The organism is Pseudaestuariivita rosea (assembly GCF_017592335.1).
GTDB classification, from domain to species: Bacteria; Pseudomonadota; Alphaproteobacteria; order Rhodobacterales; family Rhodobacteraceae; genus Parasulfitobacter; species Parasulfitobacter rosea.
Map to the genome: position 1 here is coordinate 1 of NZ_JACNMP010000047.1, position 20,518 is coordinate 20,518.

Below are 20,518 nucleotides of genomic sequence, written 5' to 3' on the forward strand. Positions count from 1 at the left end.
GCCCGATGCCTGCTGCAATGGTGATCACGATGCCCAAAACAGTCAAAGGGACAATAAACGTCAGCGCGCGCGACATATACTGGCTGTAGCGCAGAGGTGTGCCATTTTTGAAATCATAGGCAAGCTGCACGATGATCGCGACCGCGAACGCATAGATGACCTGTTGCAAGATGACCGATATCCCAGACTGCACACTGTAAAAGGCGAAGGGGTCGGGATTCAGGCCCAAGGTTGTTTCAGTGCCCAGCACGAAAAGGCTGATCATCAGTCCGATGACCGAAACCAAAAATGTAATAATGATGATCGGAAAGAAGCACTTGAAGAAAATCGAAAAGCTTTCACTTAAGATGCTTCCGACGCCAAGGGGCTCTTTCGGGGCATAGGTATCTGACATTTCACAATCCCTGCATTTTATCTTTTATCGTGAACCCTAATGGAAGACGCGGACGATATCACCGGGGCCAAACGATCTTACTGCCAGCAGATGCATGTCGACAACAGATATGATCCGCTTGACAGGTCGTCGCATCAAATCGACTTTCATATCCATAAATCAGCGCCCTGCGGTCTGGCGCCGTTCGGCCACATCGTACTTGTCTTCGCGCTTGTCCCCGAACAGCTGACGTTGTTCCAGGTGTGCACGTTGTGCAGCGTAGAAGGCCTTGAGAAAATCGCGGTGATCCAGCCGATCGATGGGATCACTGTAGTCGATTTTGCGGCGGATGCGTGTGACGATCGCCTCTATCGTTTCTTCGTTGCGGCGCTTTAGGTCATAAGTCATGTGCGGCGCACTATCCCGTTGCAGCAGGCTTTCCAGCGTTTGCAATTCATAGGCCCCATAATGATCCAGCTGGTGGGGCATGAAGGCAAAGCGTTCGGCTGTCTGAACACTGGTTGCGCGGGACAGGTCCGGCAGCAGTTCGGACACCGGTTTATGGATCACATAGGTGCCTGCAATCAGGTCCCCCAGACGTTGCCGTTTCTTGCTGAAAAACGGGGCAATCAGGACGGCTGCGATCCATCCAAGCGCCAGAAGCGATGTCCAGAAATCCATGCCGGGCAGTGCGATCATCAGGGTTAGGGGCAGAAAAACCTCGGCCTCTTTGGTCAGATTGCGCACCACAACCGCATGGGGCGACAAAGACCTGCCATCTGCGCTGATCACCTTGATTTTCAGAAATCGTTTTCCAAGGGTTTCACCATTCCAGAACAGTTCTGTCATGATGTAATAAGGAATGCGGATTATAAAAAACAGCAAAGCCCAGGCGGCGAAACTTCCTTCGAGGCCAAAGATATTTGTGACGGCAATCACCACGGTCAACGCAATCGCAAAAAGTATCGTGATGATGATATCAAGCAATTGGGCCCCCAGACGAACACCCAACCCCGCTGTTTCGAAGGGAATCGGGACGCCTTCGGGCGGTATGAAGTCCTCAAGCAGCCGAAGAGATGGTTTGGGACGTTGATGGCGACGTCTTTGATTGCTCATGTCCGTTCCCGCCCGACAAAGACAAACCATGCCAACCACAGTCCACCGATACCCCAACCGATGATCAGTCGGGTGTTCATGTCTTGCACCAACTGGCGCCCGAAGCCTTCTAGTACCGCTGCGGCAAACAGCATAAGACCGGCGACCAGCGCCAGTTTGACGGCGTCTTTGCCTTCCTGACGCAGGGCTTCCCCGCGCAATCGCTGCCCCGGAAACAGAACGGCACTGCCAAGTTTCAGTCCCCCGCCACAGGCAATGCAGATCGCGGAAAGCTCCGTAACCCCGTGGATCGACAGCCAGCCGGCAATATCCCACCCCAGGCCACGTTCGACGTGCAGCGCGTAGAACGCACCAAAGATCAAACCGTTATAGAATGTCAGCAGGAACGCCGGGGCACAGGCAAAGACACCCAGTCCGAAGACAAAAATCGCAATTCGCGTATTGTGTGAAAACAGGAATGTCGCAAAAGCACCCAGGCCATCATGCCCACCTTCCTGATAAATGACGCGGCGCAGAAATTCTGTGCTGGCTTCCGGGCCGCGACCGCCGGCCAGACCTGCAGGCATGAAGACGTTGTACCAGGCGGGATCTTCGAAATAGAGCAGATAGCCCGCAAGAGCCCCCAGGCCCATCGCGAGAAACCCAAGCAGGATAAAAATGGCCGAACGCCGCATCGCCTGCGGGGCGCTTTTCAGGAAAAACCGGCTGACCAAGCCGCCCAACCGTTCCTGCGGGGCATAGACCGCCAGATAAGCGCGGGCCGTCAAAGCCTCAAGATACCGCAACAGCGCTTTGTCCAACGATATCTCGCGCGCGACAGATAGCGAATTGGCCGCCTGACGATAAAGCGTCGCCAGATCGCGGGCGTCGTCATATGACAGGCTGTGAATGCCCCGCTTTTCGGCAACTGCAACAATCTGTTCCAGCCGCGCCCAATCGGCTTCACGCTCTTCCCGAAAGCGGGCAGATCGGATCAGAATGGCGTTTTCCATCAGATCAACTCCCTTGCCTTGATCTCAAGATAGGTCGAGATCAGTCTGGCACTGACGGCGTTTGGTTCACTGTCGATGACCGTCACACCCAGGCGGCTTAGCTTTTCCATCACCAGTTGGCGTTCACTTTGCAACTGACCGGCGGACACCAGCGTGGCCACGTCATCAACCGATTGTGGCACCGCATTGACCATTTTGACCAGATCAGGATCGCGCAATGCGACAAAGATGATCACATGGCGCTTGGCCAGCACGCTGACGTTTTCGACCAACAGTTCGGCGGTTGTGGTGTCGACAAAATCCGAAAACACAACGATCAGACTGCGGCGCGGGGTGCGCGCGTTCAGCTCGGCCATGGCCAGAGTGTGGTTGGATTCCACGGTGGCATATTCCAGTTCAGCCGTGCGGCTGCGCAGGCGCGCGAAGGCCAGACGCCCGGGTTCGGGCGGTGTAAAAACCCGTGGGCGCGCGTCAAAGGCGTAAAGGCCCACCTGATCCCCGCCAACAGCCGCCGCCCATGCAACGGCCAAGGCCGCATTCACCGCATGATCAATCTTAGGCAGGCCACCGATTTCTTCGCGCATCAGATAGCCATTATCCAGCGCGACAAACACATGGTGGTTGCGTTCGGCCTGCATATCCTTGGCCATCAAGGTGCGATACCGGGCAGACCGTTTCCAGTCGATCGACCGGATATCCATGCCGGGCACGAACTCCAGCAGTTGGTTGAACTCAGACCCTTCACCAACGATCCGGTTTTCCTTTACACCATAAAGCGTCGATTTCACCTTGGTCGTAATCTCACCCGACTGAACGGGTCTGATGTCGGGGACAACGCCAATCGATAGATCAACCGCAACGCGTGGGGTAAATTCCAGCAACTGCAGCCGCGACGGCCAGCGCAGCCAAATATGCGGAATGGTCCAGGTGCCGCGACGGACCGCACGCATCGGAATACGCGCGACCGCCCCATCATCGCCATAGGCTTCAAAACCGCTTTCGCCGGGGCCGTCCAGCCCGCGCGGCCAGCTGATACGAACGCCGAACCCAACGGGTGAGTGATAGGCCCCCAGAACAAGTCGTCCGGTCGATCCGACAAACATCTCTTTTGGAAAGTCAGCCTCAACCGCGACACGACCCCGCCAGGACAGGAAAAAATCCAGCAGAACCAAAGCGCCCAAAGCAATCCAGACGATCAGAGCGCCCTGACGCAGACCACCGCCCATTGCGACGGCCAGCACCGAAAGGCACAGGGCGCCAAAGGACAGCGCCAGCAATCTGAGCGACGGGCGTATCAGCGGGGGGCCTCGATTTGATTAAGGATGTTATCCAGAACCTCGGACGATGTGCGCCCCTCAATCTCGGCTGTGGGGCCAAGCACGATCCGGTGGCGCAGCGCGGGGATGTAAAGCCGTTTGACGTCATCCGGGATCGCAAAATCGCGCCCATCCAGCGCAGCCGCAGCGCGCGTTGCCCCGGCAATCGCATCAGCCGCACGGGTCGAAGCACCATGCGAAATCTCGGGGTCGGTCCGCGTGGCCCGCGTCAGCCGCAAAATATAGCCAAGAATATCGTCATCCAGGCGAATACCATCGACCAGCGCACGACCGGCGGCCAGCGTTTCAGGGTCCACCACATCGCCCAGCTTGGCGGTCCGCGCGTTCATATCCAGTGGTTGGGCTGCGTGCATTTTCAGGATGTCTAGTTCGGACGCCTCATTCGGGAAATCGATCAGCAGCTTGAACAGAAAGCGGTCCAACTGCGCCTCGGGCAACGGATATGTGCCCTGCTGTTCGATCGGGTTCTGGGTCGCGATGACAAAGAAGTTTTCGCCCAGGGAATGGTCTTCCCCGTCAATTGTCACTGTGCGTTCGTTCATCGCCTGCAGCAGTGCGGCCTGTGTTTTGGGCGGGGCGCGGTTGATTTCATCGGCCAGCAGGATTTCACTGAACACCGGACCCTTGGTCAGGTTGAATTCATTGGTGCGGAAATCAAAGATGCTGGCGCCCAGCACATCGCCCGGCATCAGGTCGGGTGTGAACTGTATCCGGCCAAAGTCCAGCTTCAGCGCCGCCGAAAAGCTGCGCGCCAGCAGCGTTTTGGCTGTACCGGGCGGGCCTTCCAACAAGACATGGCCGCGTGCGAACAGTGAAATCAACAACATGTCAATCGCGTCATCCTGGCCCTGTACTGCCTTGCCGATTTCGGCCCGTATCGCGTCGGCTGCAGCGCGTAATTCATCTAAAGTCATTTTTCACCTGCTGTAAAAGTGTCTCAAAATCATCGACATAGCGGATCGCATCGCCACCTGGGATGTCGGATGGAAGGGATCGTATCTGGTCGGTCAGGGTCATAAACCGCGTCGCGATCTGCGGATCGTGGCGTTTCAGGAAGCGTTCGATCTGAACCTGTGATGTGCCCTGCTTGGCCAGACCGGGGCCGAAAAGCTCGGTCGCGAAGCTGTTCAGGCGGACCTCAATATAATCTGACAAAAGCGCACCGTCATGACCGGAGAGCCGCAGCAGCTTGGACCGCGCCATGATCGAGGCCACCTTTTCAGCCGATGGCCCGTCGTCAAACAAGCGGCGCGGCGCGCCATAGCGTACACTGGCACGCCAGATAAACAGGGCAAACATGGCCAGAAAACCGATCCAAAGCAGTGTGAACGGGAACTCGAAGAACCGCATCAGATCGCCCCAGGTCCGCTCGGGCCGTTCCGATGTAAAGCGCCGGATGGCCCAGGTATCGGTGCTATAGTCGATCATGATCGGCAGATCGCCAGCCAGTTCCGGCAGCAAAGACCGCGCGATAAAGGCATTGTCCCCCAGACGCAGCCCGTGGTTATTCAGCAGATCGGGGTCGGACAGGATCAGCACCCAACTGTCGTAATCCCTGCCCAGCTTGACCTGACATTGCGCCAGAACCATCGCGCTTTCATCGCCGATGTAGGGTTGGCAATCGTCTGCGGTAAACGTCTGGGCGACATAAAGCTCGGCCATATAACGCGTGCTGCCCACGCTGACGGGATAGGCGCCAAAATCATTGCGGGCATATCCGACAATGGGGTTTTCCACCCCAAGCTGGTTCAGCACACGTTCGACGCTGTCTGCGGCCACCATCAGGTCGGGATGCGCAACAGACGTGATCTGCGTCCCGCGCCGCCATTTCGGCAAAACCACCATCGTCTGCACGGCATCGATCTTGGTCGATAGTTCACCCAAGGGCATGTCGCGGATGTCTTCCTGCATTAGCACATCTTCTTGGGTCAGGGCGCGCGATCTGGTGCGTCTAAGGTTCGTGTCATATAGCGGAACGATGCGCAGGCCGATCGTATCGGGATCAAAACTGTAGCCACCAGAAAAGATCTGGGAATCGGCCCGCTGTGACGTCAACCAGCTGTGCAGGCCGTCAAATCCGATCACGGATCTGCGCAGGCTTTGCGTGCGATCACCAGACAGAAGAACAAATGCGAAAATGACGATGATCGCAACGATCACACCGCCGATAATCAATGCGCCCTTGTCGCCCTTTGATGCTGTGCCCCGGCTCATGCGACACCCTTGTCAAAAAGCGGCCGCATGGCGGACAGGTGGTGTTGAAAAACATCTTCTGACACAGGTCTGTCGCCAAAATAGGCAAATTCGGCCTCTCGTGTTACATCACTAAGCTGTCCAAGATAAGGCCAGTTTTTCGGAATCCGACGGATCGCATCACGCGCCGTCCAGCTGCGTTGCAATCTTAGGTTGTTCATTCGTGCCGCTTTACTAAGCCCGCTGCGCATCAGTTCAATGATGGCGGCCTGACGATCCGGGATTGACTCGATCTGTTCCAGTTCCGATGGGGGCCTTTCATAAATGCTCTGTTGGTCAGATGGGGTGTAATTCCCACGCGTGGAATTGTCGGGGGCCTTTCGAAAACTGATCGCACCCGCGCCGCCGTAACGTACAAAAAGATAAAGGATCAGCGCCAGTATCGCGCCAAAGATGATGAACAGCGCAATGCGCAGCCCAGTGAACACTCCAACAGGGTTGTCAGGTATTACATCTTCTATTTCCACGTCGACGGGGCGGCTGTCGGGGTTGATATTACCCAGATCTGAAAGGTCTGGCAGCGGGCTGTCGGGGTTCAGAAAGACCATTTCACGCGCTGGCCCACCCCACCCCAACGCGCTTTCATATTGCTGACCGCTTTCAGTGATCTCGACATAAATCGTGTCAAAAGCCTGATCTTGCGCGATCAGGCTGCTCGGCACACCAACCACCGATACTGACACATAAAGAAGTAAAAGAATAAATCTCATCGTGGGAAATTCGTAAGCACGAAGATTCGTCAGTGCAAGATGATTCCCGTTGCTTTTGTGCCGGTGCGACATCGATGTTTCACAAGCACACCAATAAGTTGGCGTTACGTCATGTTGCCCAGCAACCCTGGATTGAATGATGTGCTGGCATGGGTGTCGCGTCGAATCGGCAACACAGTCTGCCTGTGAATAGTTAAAAAAAGGTAAACAAGATCAATGGGTTTACATGTTGTTTTTGTTTGCTAAGCTGAAACAGTCATCTCGATTCTATTGCCTGACATTTGACGGCTTCGATATGGCGCTAAGTCGACGTAACGTCTTTTTAAAAGTGATTATTTTTTGAGTTATATGTTTGTCACTTTGACGCCTGTTGTGAAACCGTGGCATGCGCGCTGACTGGGCTGGGGGGCTTATTCGGATTTGCGTGTGTCCTTAGTATTGTGTGCTCTGGACTGATATGACAAAGTATCTGACTGCTTGCAAAATCGAACATCGACTTGATGCTCTTAATTGTATTGTCCCAGGCCGTGCCATGGGGGCAATTTCATGAGCCAACTTTTACGTTCCGACGGTGCCATTGCGCAACCGCAGGTCATTATATCATCTGCGCAAAAGAAAGCGGCCGCTCAGCCGCAGGTTCAACAGCCAGATGCCAACCAACAACGTGGAGTTCGTCCGGTGCGCGTCGTCATCGGGGGTGAGGCCGGATCAGGCAAATCTGATCTGATCCGTTTTCTGGTCGGTGAAAACCCGATCCCATCAGGACTGGCGGCAAATGATCTGCCACCGGTTATCTTGCGTTTCGGGGAAACACGGAAAACCAGCGCAGGATGGTGGGACGGAAACCGCAAGGTGTTTGACGGCATCAGTATCGAAGCTGCCGCGGCAGAGACGCCCGACTACATCGCCCTGCACGTTCCAAACCCGTTTTTGAAGCGCATCAATCTGTTTGATCTGTCCGGCACCCGTAATTCAGTCCGGCTGCAGGAACAATTCCTGAGTGTCGCACGCCATGCCGAAATCGTCCTGTGGTGCACCGAAGCATCACGCGGCTGGAGCGAGGATGAAAGCGCCCTATGGTATCGCATGCCCAGCCAATTGGCTGATGCAAGTCTGCTTGTTGTGACACACACCGGGGCCGTTCAGGACAAGGTGATGCTTAGCCGGGCCCTGCATCGCCTGAAAACAAAAGCGGCACCTTTGTTCCACGACATGCTGCCCTTGGCCACAAACCGCGCCATCGACGCGGCACCGGGTGGTCAGGTGGCGAATATGGACGACTGGGCTGAAAGCGGCGGCAAGTCACTGATTTCAAGCATTCTGTATCTGGCAAAATCCGTCCGTCAGGCCGAAAAGAACCGCAAGCCGTCAGACATGGACAATGCTGCCGCGTTGCGCAAGGCCTTTGCGGACTGGAAACCTGGCACACCTGCAAATCAGGGGCAACGCCCCCGCGCGGGCGGCTCGGGCCTGGTCAATGCGCAGCCATTTGGTCGCACACGGGCACAATCACAGGAACAAGTGGCCCAAGCGCCTGTACAGACGATGATGCCCTTGGCGGAAATCCTGCCAGATGTCGAAATTCACGCCGATGTCTTTGCAGATATGCCGCTGCCGTCATCCACACCGGCGGCTCCAGCTGCGCCATCTGCGACGCCTGAAAAACAGAGCACGCTTCTGTCTTATATATACGAGCAATCCGATCGGTTGATCGAACTGATCGGGACGGAAGACGAATTTGATGAACCAGAATTCCTGAACATCTGCATGCAGACGCTGGATGAATTTTCATACCGTCTGTCGGACACCCAGCTGCGTGAAAACGCAGGCTGGGTTGAAGAGCAGGTTCAAGAAGCAGCTGAACTTTTGATCCTGCTGCAACTGGAAGGGGGCGATCAGTCCCTGCATGATGCAGCCACGATCATGCTGCAACTTAGTCGTGATCTGGCTTGGGCCATCGCCGCCTGATTTGAATACGTAGCTAGACTTGAAAAGCTCTGATGAAAATTCAGAGCTTTTCCTTTTATCTGCTGAAATCATTGGCAAATAACCCCCGCAGCACTTTTTCATGCTGCAGGTGCATCATAAAACCGTCATTCCGTACCTATATCTCGGTGAGAAACAGGAGCTTTGCCCAGTGTTCTCACTTACAAACAAGACAGCGCTTATTGTCGGCGTTGCAAATGATCAATCGGTGGCTTGGGGCTGTGCCAAGGCATTGGCGGCACAAGGTGCCACATTGGCGATGACTTATCTGAATGATAAAGCCAAAGCCCATGTCCGGCCGCTTGCCCAGGACATCGGGGCCGAATTGATCTTGCCCCTTGATGTATCGATCCCTGGTCAGCTTGAGTCTGTTTTTGACCAGATCGACACGCACTGGGGCAAACTGGATATCCTGCTGCATTCCATTGCTTTTTGCCCAAAGGGTGATCTGCATGGCCGGGTCATTGATACCTCAGCCGACGGGTTTGCGATGGCGATGGATATTTCGGTCCATTCCTTCCTGCGGATGCTTTGTCTGGCCGAGCCGCTTATGAAAAATGGCGGTACCTGCATGACAGTCAGTTTCTACGGATCGGAAAAGGTCGTGGAACACTATAATATCATGGGGCCTGTCAAGGCGGCGCTGGAAAGCGTGACACGCTATGCTGCTGCCGAGTTAGGCCCAAAGGGGATTCGTGTTAACGCATTATTCCCCGGACCGCTTTCGACCCGCGCGGCCAGTGGGATCGATCATTTTGATCAGCTTCTGGCCCATGCGGCCAGTCATGCCCCAACCGGTATGCTGGCCACGATCGATGACGTGGGTGCCTATGCCGCATTTCTGGCCAGCGATGCCGCGCGCAATGTCACCGGTACGGTCCACCCCATCGATGGTGGTTATCAGATCATCGGATAAGAAAGGACAGTCGGATGCAATATCACGGACAAACCAAAGTGACCGATCTGGCCGAGGATATCACAGTTCAAAACCAGTTGATCCAGACGGCGATGAACCGCCACGCCGAACGGTCCGCCGCGTCCTTCGTGGCGTTCTGGGAAAGTGTCGCCAGACAAATGTACGCCGTCGGGCAGTCGATGATCGTGCCTGACGGTCCGACGGGTCAGGCGGCCGCATTTTCCGCCTATCTGCGTGACGCAACTGAACGGGGCGTCCTGACACTGGATGCGTTGCGCCAACGATCGGATACCTTTTTGTCCCACAAAGCCGCCGGTTGTCCGCCCGTTCTGATCTATGACTACGAAGTCATCGTCGAAGGGCGCGACCTGCATCGGCCCTCAAACTACATGCTGTTGCGTATTTTGCCGCCCAAAGGCATCGAAATCATGGACTGGAAACGCCCCTATGTCATCATCGACCCCCGTGCGGGCCATGGCGCCGGTATCGGCGGGTTCAAGAATGACAGCCAAGTGGGTGTGGCGCTGTCCGACGGGCATCCCGTTTATTTCGTTGCATTCCATCCCGACCCTGTGCCGGGCCAGACAATCGCCGATGTCACGCATTCCGAGGCTGAATTTCTGCGTATGGTCATGCGCAGGCACCCCGACAGCCCCAAGCCCATCGTCGTCGGCAACTGCCAGGGCGGATGGGCCATCGCAATTCTGGCTGCGACCTATCCCGATCTGACCGGCCCTATCGTTCTGAACGGGGCGCCCATGTCCTATTGGGGCGGCAAGCTGGGCCAGGACCCGATGCGCTATTCGGGCGGCATCGCGGGGGGTGTTGTGCCCGCGATGTTTTCGACCGATCTGGGCGGTGGTCTGTTTGACGGCGCCAATCTGGTCCAGAATTTCGAAAGCCTGAATCCCGGCCGCACGTGGTTCCGCAAATACGCCGACCTTTATCAGAACATCGACCACGGCTTGGACCGCTTCATCGATTTCGAACGCTGGTGGGGCGGCTTCTATCTGATGACCGAGGCCGAGATTCGCTGGATCGTCGAGACCCTGTTTATTGGCAATCGTCTGGGCAAGAACGAAGCCTTTCTGGAACCCGGCCGCCCGATCGACCTAAAAGCGATCCGTGCGCCGATCATCGTCTTTGCCAGCCACGGCGACAACATCACACCGCCCGCACAGGCGCTGAACTGGATCATCGACACCTATACCGACGAACGCGAAATCGAAATTCGCGGCCAGCGCATTCTGTATATGGTGCATGAACAGGTGGGGCATCTGGGGATTTTCGTATCCTCCTCAGTCGCCAAGCGGGAACATACGCAGATGGCCTCGACCCTGAAAACGATCGAGGCCTTGGCGCCCGGCCTTTATGAGATGCAGATCGAAGATCACGCAGGCGAAGGTCATCAGAAAACCTTCACCGTCAGCTTTGCCAAGCGCCGGATGCAGGATATTCTGGATGTGACAGGTCTGCGCCGCGATGAAGCCGCCTTTGCTGGCGTTGCCCGCGCCTCGGAAGCCGCTGCGGAAGTCTATGAGACGACAGTGCGACCGGCGCTGCAGGCGCTCAATCCGCCGGAACTGGGCGCGCTGCGGCGTCAGACGCACCCCATGCGCCTGTCCCGTGCGGGGTTTGCCAGCACGACACCAGGCATGGCAGGCATCGCCCGCGCCGCCGAACACGTCAGTCAAAACCGGCAAAAGGCGGGCACCGACAATCCGTTCGTCCAGATGGAAAACGTGCTGTTCGACATGATCGAACGGTCATGGGATATCGTGCGCGATATGCGTGAGGCCACGATGGAACTGTCCTTTCTGTCCATCTGGGCCTCACCCCTGGCGATGTGGTACGGCGCGCCCTATGCCCACACCCGCGCCCGCAAACGTCCGCAAGACCTGCGCAGCCTGCCCGAGGTCGAACGCGCCCTGTCACGGATCGAAATCGGCGGTCTGGCCGAAGCGACCGTTCGAATGCTGGTTCTTCTGGCGTCGTCGCGTGGATCGGTGCGCCGGGATCGTCTGGAAAGATCGTCCGAAGTTCTGACAACCCGCGCGCCCTTTTCCGACCTGCAAGCGGATGTTCTGGCCACCATCATTCACGAACAAACGCTGATCGCGCAGTTCAGTCCTGATGACGGCCTGTCCAGCCTGCCCAAACTGCTGCGCACCAAACGTGACCGCACGACCGCCCTGGATATCGTCATCCACGTGCTGGGCAGCCCGGATGAAATGGAACCGGCAACAAAAGAAATGCTGGAAAATATGAAGGCGCTGCTTGGTTCAGAAAACAGGGTCGCCGCGGCGGAGTAACCCGTTGCAGCAATCCTTAAATGGGGACCATCAAATTCTTAAAAATCCAGAGCAAGAAGTTCGTTTGGATATGCTTTATCTTCAATTATGAAATCGGTTTTTCCGGCCCGGCGAAAACGTAACTTTTCATAAAACCTGATCGCGCGCGCATTTTCGGAATTCACGGTCAGCCAGACCGATGCAACCTGACGCGCCCGACAATCTTTAAGCACCTGCGTAATCAACTGCTGACCAATACCTTTACCATGATGTAGCCGACGCACATAGAGCGTTGCGATTTCTGTATCTGATTGCACTTCGCCCGGCGCGGGTGCATTCCATTGCACCCTTACATATCCGTTAATGCCATCAGCGCTGTCTGAAACGATGATCAGTTGGTTTGAATCCTTCAGCAGATCTTCGATTTTTTCCTTGGTGAATGCCCCAAGTGCATAGTCGGCGAAGAAGGGGCTGATACCATTTCGCAGATAGGTGTCTGCCCAAACCTCAATAGAAAGCACGGCAAGGCTTGATGCGTCTTCTAAAGTGGCTTGCCTAAGGTTCATCACCGCACAGTCTTATAACCCAAGTCAAAAATTCGCCTTCACATCCGGCAGCGACAGCGCTGAAATCAGGTCACGCAATTCCTGCCGCGCTGCGATATTGGATAGTTTCATCTGGCTGAGCCCCACATCCCGCAAATCCAGAAGTGTCAGACCTTTGGGGAATAATTCGCGAAACACAACGCGTTCGCTAAAGCCGGGCGCCACCCGAAAGCCGATGCGCTTCGACAGTGTCTCAAGCGCCTTGCCCATCTTTTTCTTATTGACCATCTGCTGCGTGCCCAACCGATTTCGCACCACGATCCAGTCGATCGGGTCAAGCCCCGCCTGCGCCCGCCGTTGCCGCGCGCCCCAGACCATTTCGGAATAAACCGATGGCCCCATGATCCGGCCATCTTCGGGATCGATCCGGGCCAGCAGATCGAAATCAACAAAACTGTCGTTCAGCGGTGTAATCAGGGTGTCGGCTACGGAATGGGCCATCTGACTAAGCCGCGTATGTGATCCAGGGCAGTCAATCAGAATGAAATCCTGAGTATCCTGCATTTCTTCCAGCGCTTGAGTCAAGCGAACGTCATAGATGTTTTCACCCTGATGCAGGCTGGCTTTATCAACTGCTGGCAAGTCGCGATATGCGGGTGTCGGCAAATCCATACCGCGCCGGGCCAGAAACGCGCGCCGGTTTTCAATGTAGCGGCCCATGGTTGTCTGGCGCAAATCCAGATCAAGCGCGCCCACGCGATGCCCCAGCCGGGCCAGGGCTGTTGCGACATGCATCGACACAGTCGATTTGCCTGCACCGCCCTTTTCGTTGCCAACAACGATGATATGCGCCACGCCAATACCCCAAAACAGTGCGACATTATCGCAATCTGCTACCGCCCCCCCGATGCCGCTGCAATCGAAACTTGGCATGATCACGCCGCACCCGTGACCAAAAGGCCTCTAACTGTTTCAAAATGAATGCTTTATTCTTGCAACGGATCTTTATAGTTTCCATCTGTTTATCTTGAACAAATGGTAATTTATTTTAAATCTGCGCCAAAGGGGCGTCAGCCGGTATGACATAAAAAGGCAGCGGTTGGTTATGACGATACGAGAATTTCTGCGGGACTACTGTGAGCGTGACAACAAGCTTGCATCGCTAAGCTATTTCGGAAATTTTGCGGTCTATTTCTTCACCTTATGGCTAGCGATACAGGTCGCAGCCTATTGGTATCTTGTGATCCCCATGGTGATCATTAATGCCTTTGCTGCGGTCAGACTTTACGTACTGCAGCATGATTGCGGCCACGCGTCGCTGTTTGAAACCAAGCGGCTGAACGACTGGGCGGGCTACGGTCTGTCGATCTTTACGCTGACACCTTTTCGCGCGATGCAGTATAATCACAACGTCCACCACACCCATATCGGCGATCTGGACGAACGCGACTCGGGCGAGATCTTCACGATGACCGTTCGCGAATACGAATCCGCCCCGCTGTGGAAGAAAATCGGCTATCGGATCTATCGTAACCCGCTGTTCCTGCTGCCTATCGGGGGGCTGTTTGTGTATCTGATCCGCTATCGCTGGCCCAAGAACACCCTGAAAATCGGCGTGATGGGTGTGCTGGCCCACAATCTGATGCTAGCGGCCTGGCTGGGCCTGATCTGGGCGCTGGCCGGGATGACCGGGCTTTATGTCTATCTGGGCACTGCTTTTGCAGCGGGCATCATCGGCGTCTTTCTGGTCTATCTGCAGCATAACTTCGAAGACACCTATTGGGATCGCAAACCGGATCTGAGCTTTGAAAAAGCCGCCCTAATCGGGGCATCCGCGCTGGATCTGGGGTGGTGGTTTGATATTGGCACCGGCAACATTGCCTATCACGATATTCACCACTTTAATGCCCGCATCCCGTCTTATCGGCTGCGCAAATGTCATAATGAACTGCGTAAGCACTTTGATGTTCAGATCATCGACTGGCCAATGGCCCTACGCAGCTTTACGCTAAAGCTGTGGGACGAAGATAAGGGCCGTCTGGTGCGCATACCCGGCACTGCGCCAGGCTATACCTCACGTCTGCTTGGTCTGGCGCGCTAGGCTGGCCTGACGCCTGAACCAGAAGACAAATGGCAGCGCGACCAGATACATCGTGATGCCATAAACCCCCGACGGCAGGCTAAAAGGCGGCAACCCGCCTGCAGCTTCGGCAATCAGTGACCCGACAGTGATCCCAAGCGTGCCATTCTGAATGCCTGTATCCATCGCAATCGCGATCCCTTCGTCACGTTTCAGGAAAAACAGCCGCGCCAGACCCAGGCCGATCAGCATCAGCACCAGGTTCAGTGCGATCAGAACCGGCCCCAATCGCGGCAGGTTATCTATCATCGTTTGCCAGTTTGCAGCCAGTGCAGCAATAATGATCACCAGAAACAAAAAGGTCGCCATACGAAAGGCGATCGCCTCAAACCGGATGGTGAACCGCGGCGCCACGTAGCGCAACGCCAGCCCCAAGGCGACCGGCACCGTCGTGATCAGAAACATCGCCAGCGCCAGCGCGGTCACGTCAACCGCCGGTTCCGCATCCCCCATGAAATACTCAGCCGACCAGGCCACCAGCAGCGGCACTGTGATCACCGCCAGAATGCTGACAACAGCGGTCAAAGTGATCGACAGCGCCAGCGCACCACCGGACAGTTTGGTCAGGATATTCGATGTCACACCGCCCGGACAAAACGACAGGATCATGACACCAATAGCCAGTTCGGGTGGCAGCGGAACGATCAGCAGTGTCAGAAACGCCATCACCGGCAGGACAACCACCTGCGCAAATGCCCCCACCAGAAACGCCTTCGGCAACCGCACGACACGCGCAAAATCGCCAAGTGTCAGGCCAATCCCAAGGGAAAACATAATAAACGCCAGTGACAGCGGCAAAGCCACATTCAACAGAATGTCCAAACGATCTGTCCTCCCTCATCGTCTGAACAGCGTGGCGACATTCCCACAGCATTACAATAAGAATCCGAAGCGGGGTCGCAACGCCCCGCCTGTCTTTCTTATATTTTGCGCATGACGGTCGATCAGCCACAGCCAAACAGTACCCTGCATATTGTGCGGGGCCTTCAAGCTGATCAGACAGAGGACGCCATCCGGTTTTTCTGGCAGGCCTTTAGTGAAAAGCTGCGCGTGCCTATGGGCCCATCGTCAAAAGCCCATGAGTTTCTGCGCCGCGCCATCAACCCCGATCACGCGATATGTGCTGTTGATCAGAACAGCCAACTTCTGGGCATTGCGGGCTTTAAAAGCGACGACGGGGCCTTCATCGACGGCACATTACAGGACGTGATCAGTCTCTATGGCCCGCTCAGCGGCCTTTGGCGCGGGTTTCTTCTGGACTTTCTGCGCAGGGACTGTGAACAGAATGTCTTCCTGATGGATGGCATCTTTGTCGACGACCAAAAACGCGGTCAGGGCGTGGGGCGACAGCTGCTAAACGCTATCGCTGATCTGGCGCGCGAAACTGGCTGTGATGTCGTGCGACTGGATGTGATCGATACGAACACAGCCGCCCGTCGACTATACGAACGGTTCGGCTTTATCGCCGTCGAAGATTACAGCACCGGCATCCTGCGCCATGTCTTTGGTTATAGTGGCGCCACGCGAATGCATCTAACACTTTAGACCACGCCCGTTTTATGCCTATGATCGGCACAGGGTTCCAACTATCACAGACCCAGGCGAAGCGCGGATAACAGGGGACCCCCAAATGACACCCTTTGCAAAAACGGCCATCATGGCTGCACTGACCTTTTCGATGGTCCCAACAGCCCGCGCAGATGATCTGCACCAACGCGCGATCATATTGGCCAACGACTCGCAGCCCATCATCATTGCCCAAACATCAATCACGAACGGCCAGCGCATTTGGGACATCCAAGCAACGACGTTTCCGGGGATCAATACCGCCGATCCGCTTGTTGATATCGGGTCCTTGACGAAATTTGTGACCGCAGTCGCTGTCTTGCACATGATTGACCAAGACGCGTTCGCCCTGGATACACCGATTTCCGACCTTCTGACCAATGTGCCATCTGACAAAGCCAACATCACGATCCACGATCTGCTGACCCATTCAAGCGGCCTGATCGAATCCACCGGATCAGACGAAGAAAACCTAAGCCGGCAGGACTTTCTGGAACGGATCCTGCAGGCACCGCTGGTTCATCCTATTGGTGAAAAATACCTGTACTCCAACGCCGGATATTCCCTGCTGGCCGCAGTGATTGAGGTTCAGTCGGGCCAAAGCTTCGACGCCTACCTGAACGAAGCTGTTTTTCAGCCCAACGGTCTGGCGCCGATCGGATACCAAGCGGCGTATGATGAAAGCAAATCCGCTCTGACCACTCGCAACTGGCAAACGACATTTCGTCGCCAAACCATCGCCGACGCAAGCTGGGGCCGCGAAACACCGGGTTGGAATCTGATTGGCAACGGTGGCGCCGTTACAACTGCTGAAGGTTTCCTGCAGTTTTGGGTTGCTTTCCTGGCCGGTGATATAGTGTCGGACACCCTTGTTGCCAAAGCATTGACACCGCATATCGACGAAGGCGGTGGCGACACATTCTACGGCTACGGGCTGGTCGTGCAGTCATCACCCGAATATGGAACGATGTATTGGCACGACGGCGCAAACGGCGCCTTTTCCGCTGAATGGCGGCATCTGACTAAAAACCAAACCACGGTTTTCACGGCGGGTCTTGGGGATTATGCCTTTTCGGCCATGGATCAGCTTTTGGATCAGGACGGCTAAAACCCGTCATCAACGCTTGCTAATCGACGGTCTGATCAATCCAATTCATCATGGGTTCCACGGAAAGCCGCACTGCCGCTTCAGCTTTGTTTTCAATACCTTTTTCCAACTTCAACTCCGATCTATGGCGTAGCACGACTTCAGTTATTTTCTGGGGTATTCGGCGGTTTGCGTCGGCTTTCCCGGTGCGATTAATGCCAGCCGACACCGGTGCCCTGACACCACCTTAGAACGGTATGCGATGTCATTTCCGTCCCATTGTCGCTTACAATCATGTCCGGTCGACCATGAACACCCACTGGTTCATGAACCTCGAAGATGCTTGCGAAAAGATGGAGGGCTGGCGTAGATATTACAACGAAGAACGACCTCACAGCGCTATCGGGAACATCCCCCCGATAATGCTGAAAACTCAGATGGCGACGCCGGCCCGCTATACTGAGAAAATGCGAAAAGCTCCGGCCCTTGGTGGCAAAAGATTAGATAGCAGAGCAACGTTGGCACAGATTCCACCTCAAAGCGGAGGAGGAAACGGGTCTCAGGTCAAAAGTATCAAGGATTGATCGCTTTGTTTATTAACCTTACTAGATCGGACTGTCGTCGACTTCCTGTTTTTGATAAAGCAGCTTTGACTTGGTTGCGAACAGTATGAATACTTAAGCTGTGTGATTTGGCATACTCATTAATGGTAATGCCTTTGTAAATTGAATAGGTGACAGAAGCTTCGGCATTTGTAAGGCAAAATTGATTTTTGATATTTTGGATTGCAACGGTCTCGTCTGCCTGTTCCGAAATAGTAACCAGAATACCTGGTTCTGCAAAGTGATCACCCCAGCCAAACAAACCTGTATTTGAACCAGATACTTGGGATCTAAAAAGGGTGAAATCCAATTTCTGGTCAGTGCCTTGTGTCTTTCGCATGGTGAAAGAGTATATATTTTGTTCTTTGATCTGTTGCATTGCTGTTTCAAAGTTTCTCATTGCCGAGAAATCAAGCAAATGAAGTCGTCCTTTCTCATCAGCCACTATAGCGTCAGAACTCTTTAACAGAGTTTCCGCTGCAGCATTTGCGTATACGATCTTTCGCTTCTCATTAATGACAAATATGGCTGAGTTTGCTTTGATATTCTTTTTCGAAAAAACGTCTCTTTCAAAGGAAATCGCATTGAGCGTTTCATTTGTCGTTATGACATGCTGGATCTGAGGGGCGAGTAAAGTCAACAGGCGATGAAACGGTTCATGGTATCTGTCTGTATCTCTTGCGCGGATCAGACCGCCGATCAACCACATTACACGCCCGTTGTTATAAGCAACTACGGCGCTTCCATGTTTGATGTTTTCCTGCGGTTTTATCCAGTCGTTGTAGAATTCGGTCTTAAGAAGCTGATCTTCCGGATAATACTGAGACTCACGCAGTACCGTTCCAACGGTCACGTCCTTGGCGCCATTTGCCCACGGGTTAATGCCGCTGTAATAATCTTTCCAGCTTTGAACAAAATCGTCCGAGCACCCGACCCAGTGCTGGCGAAGCGCGCGGTTATCGAAAAGGTCTTGAGAAAACAAAAATGTACGGGCACCCCCCGCGATTTCGGACAGTTCTTGTAAAACAGACAGCCAGCTATCATCTTGTGATGAGGTCGACAGAATCTGGGCAGATAGCTTCTTGAATTTTTCTTCCGTTACTTCCAATGACAACCACCCACAAATGATTTAAATCACAGCAATTAAAGACGATGGTTCTTTAGCTTTGTTAGAGAGTAAAAGCTATGAAATCGGATAAAACCAAAGCTGAGTTTATCTAGGAGTGTTGCAAAAACTTTGCTATAAGACTCTGCTGGAATGTATTTTGGGGCCTTTTTTCAGCCTTTGATTGAGTGATTGAAGATACAAGACGTATAAACCAGAGTTGGCCCGACAAATCTGAACAGGTGAGTTAGGTGGATTTTTTGCTCTTGATGCGGCAGCGTGCCGGGACGAAGGAGCGAAAATGGCAAGACGACCAAGACGGACCAACAGCCCTGCATTCAAGGCGAAAGTCGCGTTGGCGGCTTTGAAGGGTGACAAGACGATGAGCGATCTGGCGACGCAGTTCGATGTTCATCCAAACCAGATCAAGCAATGGAAAGATCAACTCCTTGAGGGCGTGACAGATGTTTTCGACGACAAGCCGAAAGCGTCGAAAGAGCCCGAGATTGATGTCAAATCGTTGCACGCAAAGATTGGCCAGCTGACGCTGGAGAATGATTTTTTGGGAGAAGCGCTCGCCAAGGCCGGTCTGTTGGGGAGCGCAAAGAAATGACCAACCGCGATCACAAGCTGAGCCTCGCGCGGCAGGCCGATCTGCTCGGAATCAGCCGGGGCAGCCTGTACTACGAGCGACGCCCCACCAACGAAGATGATCTCAAGCTGATGCGGCGGATTGACGAGTTGCACATGGAGTATCCGTTCGCGGGCAGCCGGATGATGAAGGGCCTCTTACGCCACGAAGGCTTCACTGCTGGACGGTTGCACGTCGCCACCTGCATGAAGCGGATGGGCATCCAGGCCTTGTACCGCAAGCCGAACACATCGAAACCGGCACCTGGTCACAATGTTTATCCCTATCTGCTGAGAAAGCTGGCTGTGACACGGCCCAACCAGGTTTGGACAATGGACATTACCTATATCCCGATGGCGCGCGGCTTCGTCTATCTCGTCGCCGTGCTGGACTGGTTCAGCCGGAAGGTTCTGCCCTGGCGGCTTTCAACGACGCTGGAAACCGAACCGTGTGTCGAAGCTTTGAAAGAGGCGATGCGCCGACACGGCAAGCCAGAGATCATGAATACGGATCAGGGTGGCCAGTTCACGTCCATCGACTTCATCAAAACGCTGAAGGATGCAGACATCCAGATCAGCATGGACGGCAAGGGCGCGTGGCAGGATAACGTCTTCGTCGAAAGGCTGTGGCGGACGATCAAATACGAAGAGGTCTACCTCCGCGCCTAAGACAGCGTGTCGACGGCCCGAGAAAGCCTGCGCCGGCACCTGGCATTCTACAACGGTAGAAGGCCGTATTCATCGCTGGACGGGCAAACGCACGATCAGGCATATCTCAAACCGTCGCGACCAATCCCGGTGGCGGCATAACCGAGCGGAAAATCCAACTAAGATAAGGCTTGAAACTGTTCAGACAAACCGAACCACCT

Annotated in this window: 16 protein-coding genes and 4 pseudogenes; 8 read left to right on the plus strand and 12 right to left on the minus strand. The window is 54.7% G+C overall.

Features of this window, described 5'->3' with window-relative positions; genetic code table 11:
- The 7 genes and pseudogenes from H7848_RS18145 to H7848_RS18175 all read right to left on the minus strand — a co-directional run.
- Positions 1-394: pseudogene (locus tag H7848_RS18145) on the minus strand (hypothetical protein); the annotation flags it as partial.
- Between the two features lie 159 nt (positions 395-553).
- Positions 554-1,489: an RDD family protein gene (locus tag H7848_RS18150; RefSeq protein WP_208354247.1), complete on the minus strand. Its 936-nt coding sequence runs from the start codon at positions 1,487-1,489 to the stop codon at positions 554-556.
- Positions 1,486-2,481, minus strand: a complete 996-nt coding sequence (locus H7848_RS18155; RefSeq protein ID WP_208354248.1) for a stage II sporulation protein M — start codon at positions 2,479-2,481, stop codon at positions 1,486-1,488. Before H7848_RS18155 ends, H7848_RS18150 begins: the two co-directional genes overlap by 4 nt.
- Positions 2,481-3,758 carry a DUF58 domain-containing protein gene (locus tag H7848_RS18160; protein ID WP_237072844.1) on the minus strand — a complete coding sequence of 426 codons (1,278 nt, stop codon included), beginning with the start codon at positions 3,756-3,758 and terminating at the stop codon, positions 2,481-2,483. The genes H7848_RS18155 and H7848_RS18160 overlap by 1 nt, the downstream gene beginning before the upstream one ends.
- A 17-nt stretch (positions 3,759-3,775) precedes the next feature.
- The gene (locus H7848_RS18165) at positions 3,776-4,732 is read right to left on the minus strand and encodes an AAA family ATPase (RefSeq protein WP_208354250.1); all 957 of its coding nucleotides are present in this window, start codon (positions 4,730-4,732) and stop codon (positions 3,776-3,778) included.
- The gene (locus tag H7848_RS18170; RefSeq protein ID WP_208354252.1) at positions 4,719-6,032 is read right to left on the minus strand and encodes a hypothetical protein; all 1,314 of its coding nucleotides are present in this window, start codon (positions 6,030-6,032) and stop codon (positions 4,719-4,721) included. Before H7848_RS18170 ends, H7848_RS18165 begins: the two co-directional genes overlap by 14 nt.
- Positions 6,029-6,781 carry a hypothetical protein gene (locus H7848_RS18175; RefSeq protein WP_208354254.1) on the minus strand — a complete coding sequence of 251 codons (753 nt, stop codon included), beginning with the start codon at positions 6,779-6,781 and terminating at the stop codon, positions 6,029-6,031. The genes H7848_RS18170 and H7848_RS18175 overlap by 4 nt, the downstream gene beginning before the upstream one ends.
- Before the next feature lie 546 nt (positions 6,782-7,327).
- Between H7848_RS18175 and H7848_RS18180 the strand changes: the two genes are divergently transcribed.
- The 3 genes from H7848_RS18180 to H7848_RS18190 all read left to right on the plus strand — a co-directional run bounded on the left by H7848_RS18180 (position 7,328) and on the right by H7848_RS18190 (position 11,995).
- Complete coding sequence (locus tag H7848_RS18180) at positions 7,328-8,749, plus strand: P-loop NTPase family protein (RefSeq protein WP_208354256.1); 1,422 nt, start codon at positions 7,328-7,330, stop codon at positions 8,747-8,749.
- Positions 8,750-8,918: 169 nt separating this feature from the next.
- The gene (gene fabI / locus H7848_RS18185; protein WP_336512148.1) at positions 8,919-9,683 is read left to right on the plus strand and encodes an enoyl-ACP reductase FabI; all 765 of its coding nucleotides are present in this window, start codon (positions 8,919-8,921) and stop codon (positions 9,681-9,683) included.
- A 14-nt stretch (positions 9,684-9,697) separates the two neighbouring features.
- Complete coding sequence (locus tag H7848_RS18190; protein ID WP_208354259.1) at positions 9,698-11,995, plus strand: DUF3141 domain-containing protein; 2,298 nt, start codon at positions 9,698-9,700, stop codon at positions 11,993-11,995.
- 38 nt (positions 11,996-12,033) lie between these two features.
- On the opposite strand, the gene H7848_RS18195 is transcribed toward H7848_RS18190, so the two are convergent.
- Positions 12,034-12,540: a GNAT family N-acetyltransferase gene (locus H7848_RS18195; RefSeq protein ID WP_208354260.1), complete on the minus strand. Its 507-nt coding sequence runs from the start codon at positions 12,538-12,540 to the stop codon at positions 12,034-12,036.
- 24 nt (positions 12,541-12,564) lie between these two features.
- Positions 12,565-13,374: a division plane positioning ATPase MipZ gene (locus H7848_RS18200; RefSeq protein ID WP_336512149.1), complete on the minus strand. Its 810-nt coding sequence runs from the start codon at positions 13,372-13,374 to the stop codon at positions 12,565-12,567.
- 250 nt (positions 13,375-13,624) lie between these two features.
- Between H7848_RS18200 and H7848_RS18205 the strand changes: the two genes are divergently transcribed.
- On the plus strand, positions 13,625-14,620 hold the full coding sequence (locus H7848_RS18205; protein ID WP_208354262.1) for a fatty acid desaturase: 996 nt from the start codon (positions 13,625-13,627) through the stop codon (positions 14,618-14,620).
- On the opposite strand, the gene H7848_RS18210 is transcribed toward H7848_RS18205, so the two are convergent.
- Positions 14,594-15,481 carry a bile acid:sodium symporter family protein gene (locus tag H7848_RS18210; protein ID WP_208354263.1) on the minus strand — a complete coding sequence of 296 codons (888 nt, stop codon included), beginning with the start codon at positions 15,479-15,481 and terminating at the stop codon, positions 14,594-14,596. The genes H7848_RS18205 and H7848_RS18210 overlap by 27 nt on opposite strands.
- Before the next feature lie 111 nt (positions 15,482-15,592).
- Here H7848_RS18210 and H7848_RS18215 point away from each other — a divergent pair, with 111 nt between their 5' ends.
- Together H7848_RS18215 and H7848_RS18220 are read left to right on the plus strand one after the other, a co-directional pair.
- The gene (locus H7848_RS18215; protein WP_208354265.1) at positions 15,593-16,204 is read left to right on the plus strand and encodes a GNAT family N-acetyltransferase; all 612 of its coding nucleotides are present in this window, start codon (positions 15,593-15,595) and stop codon (positions 16,202-16,204) included.
- An 85-nt stretch (positions 16,205-16,289) separates the two neighbouring features.
- A complete protein-coding gene (locus tag H7848_RS18220) occupies positions 16,290-17,333 on the plus strand; it encodes a serine hydrolase domain-containing protein (RefSeq protein ID WP_208354266.1) in 1,044 nt (347 codons plus the stop codon).
- 168 nt (positions 17,334-17,501) lie between these two features.
- Here the strand turns inward: H7848_RS18220 and H7848_RS18225 are convergent.
- A pseudogene (locus H7848_RS18225) lies at positions 17,502-17,620 on the minus strand (IS3 family transposase); the annotation flags it as partial.
- On the opposite strand from H7848_RS18225, the pseudogene H7848_RS18230 reads away from it, so the two are divergent.
- Positions 17,621-17,746: pseudogene (locus tag H7848_RS18230) on the plus strand (integrase core domain-containing protein); the annotation flags it as partial.
- A gap of 139 nt (positions 17,747-17,885) precedes the next feature.
- Here the strand turns inward: H7848_RS18230 and H7848_RS18235 are convergent.
- Positions 17,886-19,022 (minus strand): helix-turn-helix transcriptional regulator, encoded by a 1,137-nt coding sequence (locus tag H7848_RS18235; protein ID WP_208354267.1) that lies wholly within the window; start codon positions 19,020-19,022, stop codon positions 17,886-17,888.
- Positions 19,023-19,320: 298 nt separating this feature from the next.
- On the opposite strand from H7848_RS18235, the pseudogene H7848_RS18240 reads away from it, so the two are divergent.
- Positions 19,321-20,459, plus strand: a pseudogene (locus H7848_RS18240) (IS3 family transposase).
- Positions 20,460-20,518: the final 59 nt, after the last annotated feature.

Bases quoted from the DNA above. Each gene is read 5' to 3' on its own strand.
- H7848_RS18165 (WP_208354250.1), bottom strand. From the start codon at position 4,732: ATGACTTTAGATGAATTACGCGCTGCAGCCGACGCGATACGGGCCGAA.
- H7848_RS18215 (WP_208354265.1), top strand. From the start codon at position 15,593: ATGACGGTCGATCAGCCACAGCCAAACAGTACCCTGCATATTGTGCGG.
- H7848_RS18175 (WP_208354254.1), bottom strand. From the start codon at position 6,781: ATGAGATTTATTCTTTTACTTCTTTATGTGTCAGTATCGGTGGTTGGT.
- H7848_RS18220 (WP_208354266.1), top strand. From the start codon at position 16,290: ATGACACCCTTTGCAAAAACGGCCATCATGGCTGCACTGACCTTTTCG.
- H7848_RS18155 (WP_208354248.1), bottom strand. From the start codon at position 2,481: ATGGAAAACGCCATTCTGATCCGATCTGCCCGCTTTCGGGAAGAGCGT.
- H7848_RS18195 (WP_208354260.1), bottom strand. From the start codon at position 12,540: ATGAACCTTAGGCAAGCCACTTTAGAAGACGCATCAAGCCTTGCCGTG.
- H7848_RS18150 (WP_208354247.1), bottom strand. From the start codon at position 1,489: ATGAGCAATCAAAGACGTCGCCATCAACGTCCCAAACCATCTCTTCGG.
- H7848_RS18180 (WP_208354256.1), top strand. From the start codon at position 7,328: ATGAGCCAACTTTTACGTTCCGACGGTGCCATTGCGCAACCGCAGGTC.
- H7848_RS18205 (WP_208354262.1), top strand. From the start codon at position 13,625: ATGACGATACGAGAATTTCTGCGGGACTACTGTGAGCGTGACAACAAG.
- H7848_RS18170 (WP_208354252.1), bottom strand. From the start codon at position 6,032: ATGAGCCGGGGCACAGCATCAAAGGGCGACAAGGGCGCATTGATTATC.
- H7848_RS18190 (WP_208354259.1), top strand. From the start codon at position 9,698: ATGCAATATCACGGACAAACCAAAGTGACCGATCTGGCCGAGGATATC.